Here is a 6,484-nt window from a genome sequence, read left to right on the forward strand (position 1 = left end):
CGCCAGCAGGCGAAGACCCGTCCGCGCCTGCTGCCGCTCGGGCTCGTCACGTTGATCGGTTTGGGCGCCGTGGTGTGGCTTGCCTTCGCCGTAGTGGAAGGCGTCATCAGCAGAACCGCAAAGAGGGCTGAGATCGAGGCGCTTTCCGCGCGACTCGGACCATTGCGGGCTGCAGTGAGCAGGACCGAAGTCGCAAGGGACGAACTCCGCGCCGACCGCGACGTATTGCAACGGGAGGTGGACGGCCTGAGCGCTCGCCAGCAAGCGCTGGCTGGAAATCTTGCAGAGGCCCACGCGGTCATCGAACGGGGAGAACTGGCCCAACGTCGACAAGCCGAGTTGGACCGCACCCTCACTGAGGATCGGCGCAAGTTGGAAGAGCTGGAAAGGCGCCGCAATCAACTCGCCACAGAGGTCTCCTCCGTAGGGGAACGCAGAGACGACCTGAATGCTGCCTTCAACGCCGAAGCGGATCGTCTGAAGGTCATGCGCGGTGACCTCCAAACCCTTCGCGCCCAGCGCCAGCGGACAGCGGACGAACTCCGCGCCGACCGCGATGCATTGCAACGGGAGGTGGACGGCCTGAGCGCTCGCCAGCAGGCGCTGGCTGGAGATCTTGCGGAGGCGCACGCGGTCATCGAAGGGGCAGAGCTGGCCGAACGCCGACAGGCCGAGATGGACCGCGCCCTCACTGAGGATCGGCGCAAGTTGGAAGAGCTGGAAAGGCACCGCAATCAACTCGCCACCGAGGTGTCCTCCGTAGGGGAACGCAGGGACGACCTGAATGCTGCCTTCAACACCGAAACCGATCGTCTCAAGGTCCTACGTAGCGACATCCAGACCCTTCGCGCTGAGCGGCAACGGGCCGAACAGGAGCGGGAGAAGGCCGAGAGTGAATTAGCCCGCGTGCGCGCGGCTCTTCGCCAAATCGAGGCCAAACGGGAAGCGGCGCGTGTCCAGGAGCAAATGCTGGCGGGTCGCGTCCGCGAACTTGCGGCCGAGCAGTCGGGCCTCGAACCCGTGCAGAAACAGATTGCCGAGACGAAGCAGACACTCGCGAACGCCCGCCAGGAGTTGGATGCGGCAAGCCTTCAGCTCGCGGAAACGCGCGCGGACGCGGTCCAGACTCGAACGTTGGCCGACGAGCTCCCCCTTCTGAAGGAGGAAATACAAGCCCTGGAAGCGCGCAGAAAGGAAGCCGTCCGTGACATCGCCGATCTGGAGGGGAAGCGGGCCGAGAGAATCCGCGTCGCTGGGGAGATCAGTGTTGCACAGGGCAGGCGGAATGGGTTGTTGAAGGACGAAGCGGAACTCCGCGCACGGATCGACACTCTCGAAAGGCGGCGAGACTCTCTCGGTGGGACGATTGCGGAACTGGAGAAGGAACGGGTCGGACTTGTTGGTCAGATCAAGAGACTTCACGAAGACCGCAGGCTCGCGGACAACGCGCGTACGGACGCTCAGAGTGACTTGGCGAGGCTCCAGGATCAAAACGAGAAGGAACAGCAGCGCCTGACCGCCGTAAGGCGCGAACTCGGTACGGCCGGCCAACGGTTGCAGGCGATCCAACCTGACCTGGAAACAGACTGAATGGCGAGCAGACGCGAACTTGCGTGGTGAGGGGAATAGACGATGAATTGGGTCCTGTATCCTGAAGTGCTCTCGATCATGATCGCGGTCCTGGCCTTGGTCGGGGTGTTGGGACTCGCATTCATCTATGGAGTACACCATCGTCTGGCTTGGGCGCAGTTGCCGGCCGCGGCACGCGACGCGGAGTTGGCAACCCGTGTCATGCAGCGCGAGACCGACCTTCTGGACAAGGAGCAAAGGCTGGAGCGGCTCGACGAACAGATCCGCGACCGTGAAGCCAAGCTGCTGGAGCGCGATCAGTTGGAAGCTGAGGCGGCCTATTGGAAATCCCAGATAGAGGCTGTGAAGGCCGAGTATGCCGGGCTCGATGCGTTGCGGACCGAAATCGAGGAAGTGCGAGAGTCGTATCGCCAGGAGATGGAGAGTCTGGCCGATGCGGAAAGACAAGCCCGCGAGGCGAAGGGCGAGTGGGAGGATGCGCGCACACGGGTGGTCGAAGCCGAGCGGCGCCTGGGTGCGGTTGCCGGTGAGGCGGACCGGCTGCGCGAGACGCACCAGGAGTTGGCGGAGACGGAAGCCCGGCTCACGACAACCAAGGCTAAGCACAAAGACGTGCTCACGGCATTGGAAGTGGGTCAAGACCGTCTCTCCCGCGCCGAGCGCGAGGTGGAGTCGCTTCACGCGCGGCAGCAGAACCTGCTTGTAGAGCTTCGTAGCCACGAAGAGCGGCTGGAAACTGTCAAGGCCGAACTGGACGGTTTGGCTCCCGCGCGCCAAGAGTTGACCGTGGTCCGAGAGTCGTTGCACTCGGCCGAAGAAGACTTGAAGGACAAACGCGAATCACTCTCGCGTCTTACATCCGACGAAGCGTGGCTTCACGCTCAGATTGCGCGTTTGCGGGGCGAACTCGACGAAGCTGCTGCAAAGGACTACGAGGGCGACGCGGCCGAATCCCTCGCCGACCTTCTCGTGCCGCCCTCGTGTCTTGGGTGCACCGACAATGACGGTCACATCGCCGTCCTTCCGGGCCAACAGCCCGCCGAACGGGAACTGGACGCGCTGCAACGGGTCCGCGAACACCTGGAGGAAAGCGGACTTGTCTTCGATGAACGCGTGATCAACGCTTTTCACACGAGTCTGAAGGCTGCGGTGATTTCGCCACTGACGGTACTGGCTGGCGTCAGCGGCACCGGCAAGAGCCAGTTGCCGCGCTTCTATGCGGACGCCATGGGGATGCACTTCCTGAAGATCCCGGTCCAGCCCCGTTGGGACGGCCCGCAGGACCTCTTCGGGTTCTACAACTACATCGAGAAGCGCTACAAGGCGACGGACCTCGCCCGGGCGCTGGTTCATCTGGACAACTACAACTGGCCCGATCAGGCAGAGAGGTTCCATGACCGCGTGCTGCTCGTGCTGTTGGATGAAATGAACCTCGCCCGCGTGGAGTACTATTTCTCGGAGTTCCTGAGTCGCCTTGAAGGACGCCCCCTTGACAGGGAGGCGGGCACCTCCGATATCCGGCGTCCGGCGGAGATCGAGATCGACATCAGCCGGAAGGCTCGGTCTCGGGGTGTCTACGCCGGTCAGAACGTCCTGTTCGTAGGCACGATGAACGAGGACGAATCCACATTGTCCCTGTCGGAAAAGGTGTTGGATCGAGCCAACGTGCTGCGCTTTCCGAAACCGAAGGAGTTGAGGTCGGACCTTCCCACGACGGGCGAACGGTTGAAAGCCGCGGGTTATCTTCCCAGGAGACGATGGACGGAGGAGTGGACGCGCCGCATCGGGGACATGGACAACGCCGCCCTTGATCGTGCGACCGAGACCGTGTCGGCCATCAACGCCATCATGGACGAAATCGGGCGGCCGTTCGGTCACCGCATGGGACAGGCGATACTTTACTACGTGGCAAACTACCCGTCTCAACCGGACCGAACCGACGAGCCGGAATTGATAAACAACGCGCTTGCCGATCAGATCGAGTTGAGGTTGCTTCCGAGGCTGCGCGGGGTCGGAGTGGACGAGAATCGGAACTCCCTGTACCAACTGGCCGGAAAGGCGAGATCATTGGGTGACGAGGCGCTTGGGAACGCCATCGACAACGCTGTCCAACGTTCGCACGACACCGGCCTGTTCGCCTGGCGCGGTTTCACCAGGGAGTAGCGTGTGGCGACGCCCGATCTGATTCTCCTGCGCGTCCCCTGGGGTCTGATCGGGCCTTCCCGAACGAGACTGGAAATGGCGGAGCCCATACCCGAATCGGATACAGACGGTTTGGACGTGGACGGCTGCGTGTCTCCTCTCCTGTTCAGTCGCGACGATAAGCCGGTTCCGCTCAACGAAGACGAGAGGCTCCTGGAGAGGTTCGTCGAATTCCGGACACGTCTCGACGAACGGCAACGAGTCTGGGACATTCCGGTTCCACTGCACGGAAGCGAACTGCAGAGCCTTCGGTTCCATTCCTGGAAGCGGTCCAGGAAATTCCGTTGGTCCGGAGGCGTCGATCGCCCCCCGACCGCCGGTTCGGGCGACGGGGACGGGGAAGAGCAGGACCAGCCGGGAGCGCGCCTCCATCGTTTCCTGCGCACCATCCGCGCGCGTATGCAGGACTTCGAGACGGTTCTATCGGAAGGGCTGGACCCGTGGGACCACGTCCCCGTCTTGTGGCTCGACCCGCACGCCCCGCGTGACCCTACCATGGATGTCCTGGTGCGACATGCGCGTGAACACCGGACTGCCTGGGGTCATCTCGCCGAACACCCGCGGCGCCTGCTCAACCGCAGGCGCGAGTTGGTCACGCTGCCCCGTGTGGAGGAACTGGACGTTCCGTGCATGCAGTGGTTGTCGCGCCAGCCGGGACAGACTCTTGCTGAACGGGCCGGCGGGCGCCAGCGCATCATGGCGCTCGCGCGCTACGAGAACCGGAACACCCTGGAGAACCGTGTCTTCCTGGACCTCATGGCGCGTAGCGTCGCTGCGGCACGCGACTACGACGCCATGAACAAGGGACGAGAGGGACGTACACGGCAACGGGGTAGCCTGCGGATCGAGTCCGTTCGGGCATACAGCCGGGAATGCCGTCGCATTCACCAGGAACTGGACATGCAGGGTGTTCTGCGCCCATCCGAACCGGTCCAACCCAATCATGTTCTGCTCGACGACGTGCGCTATCGCAGTGTCTGGGCAGCGCGGAAGGAGATCATCCGGCGCGAACGGGCGATCGACGACCTTTGGCGTTGGCAACGCAGGGCCTGGACGGAGTTCTGCAAGGCAACGGTCGCCGTCAGCCTGGTCTGGCTTGACGGAGTCCAGCGTTTCTTCAGTGCACCGATGTTCGTAACGGACGAACACAGGCGCGGGTGCTTCCTGATTCACGATGACCCCATGATCGTTGTTGCCCATTGGAAACGTGGTTGGGTGGCCGAACTCTTGTCCGGGAACTCGGACGTTGTGTCACCGAAGCACCGCGAGCTGTGTGCTTCCTTCTGGCTGCGCTGTGCCGATCTGGACGGCGGAGACTATGTCTACATCCCTGTATGGACGGTCCACGCCATCGGTGAGCAATGCCGTCTCCCAGAACTCGTGAACTCGGCCAACACGGCGTTTCGCATGCTCCGCGATCGAGACCAACTCGCTGGCGGCATCGTGTTGGTCTCGCAAGTCGATGCGTCGAGGGAAACAGGAACTGAACGGGCGGAGTTCGTTTTCGGCTGCCAGTTCGGCCCCTATGATAAACTGCTTCCCGACGCGGTGCAGCGTTTGGGTGAGGATATACATGCCAGGATCGAGGATTCGTTGTGGGGGCGTTGATCGGCATCGATTTGAACGGGATCCGCGACACGCTCGCGAGGTGCGATGGAGCGGGCGGAGCCGAACCGGAACTCGTTGACCTGGGGGTTCGCAGCGGTTTCATTCGCCTGCAGTCTGGTGATGATGGCGTATGGCTCGGGGGCCCGCAGACAGAGTTGGCCCCGCATGGACGCGGCCCTGGATGGGGACCCATCGGTGTCGCCGAGGGCCGTATGGACTGTCTGGACATCCTGCAGGAGATCCAGGACGGCAATCCCCGCGATACGACGCGGCAGGCATTGGGGTCCGCACTGCCTGGGCTCTTGGGCAAGACCGACTCGGCCGTCTTTGCGGTTCCCGACGCCCCCACGTATGACGAGGCCTTCCGCGACCGGTTTCTGGGTTTGCTCGAACGAGTGGACGGGCTCCGCCCCCTCCTGCTCTGGCGACCTGTCGCCGCGCTTCTGGGCTGGATGGATACGGAGCCGCCGGAAGCTCGTCCCGGTTGTCGTGTCGCCATACTTTCACTTATGGCGGATGGGATTCACCTGTCCGCGTTGTCGCTTAAGCGAGAACGCCATGGCGGCGTCTCGCTGCTGGTGCCGCAACGAAGCGAGTGCGGGCTGATGGTCGGTGCATCGTTCCGAGGCCGAGCCCTACTGGAGGCGGCTCAGGGCCAACTTGCAGGGGCATCCGGCGTAGCCGCGCTAGAGGTGAAGGCTGCCGCGCTTTCGCCTTGGCGATTCGCAGCAGGGACGAAACCGCAGCCGGAGATTGCGCGACTCTCGGGCAACCGCGGTTGGCGGAAGCTACCGCCACTCGACTACGGTTGCCCGCGCCCGAACGAAATAGACCTGAGCGAAGGCTTCCTGAAGAGGCTTCGCACGGCTGACATCTTGTTGGTCGAAGGACCGCTGGCGGGCAACGCAGCTTGGCGCGATGGGGTGTTGAAGGCTTTGAACGTACAGCCGCCGGACGTGACCCTCTGCCACAACGCTGTCGCGCGTGGTTGCCTGGCGGCGGCGATTCGACGGCGGCTCGGCCAACCGATCTATTTCGATTTTCTGCCTCAGCTTCAGATCAACGCCTTGGTGGGGAGAAACCC

Annotated in this window: 4 protein-coding genes; all 4 read left to right on the plus strand. The window is 63.1% G+C overall.

Annotation, left to right across the window (positions count from 1 at the left end; translation table 11 throughout):
* A partial coding sequence (locus OXF11_12700; GenBank protein ID MCY4487954.1) for a hypothetical protein occupies positions 1-1,590 on the plus strand: 1,590 nt, incomplete at its 5' end.
* Positions 1,591-1,632: 42 nt separating this feature from the next.
* Positions 1,633-3,753 (plus strand): AAA family ATPase, encoded by a 2,121-nt coding sequence (locus OXF11_12705; GenBank protein ID MCY4487955.1) that lies wholly within the window; start codon positions 1,633-1,635, stop codon positions 3,751-3,753.
* Between the two features lie 534 nt (positions 3,754-4,287).
* Entirely contained in the window at positions 4,288-5,400 is a 1,113-nt protein-coding gene (locus tag OXF11_12710) for a hypothetical protein (protein MCY4487956.1), read from the plus strand.
* A gap of 212 nt (positions 5,401-5,612) precedes the next feature.
* On the plus strand, positions 5,613-6,484 hold an 872-nt coding region (locus tag OXF11_12715), incomplete at its 3' end, for a hypothetical protein (protein ID MCY4487957.1).

Source organism: Deltaproteobacteria bacterium (genome assembly GCA_026712905.1).
Classification (GTDB): domain Bacteria; phylum Desulfobacterota; class Binatia; order UBA9968; family JAJDTQ01; genus JAJDTQ01.

Coding starts and splice junctions, on each gene's coding strand:
- OXF11_12705 (MCY4487955.1), top strand. CDS start 1,633: ATGAATTGGGTCCTGTATCCTGAAGTGCTCTCGATCATGATCGCGGTC.
- OXF11_12710 (MCY4487956.1), top strand. CDS start 4,288: ATGGATGTCCTGGTGCGACATGCGCGTGAACACCGGACTGCCTGGGGT.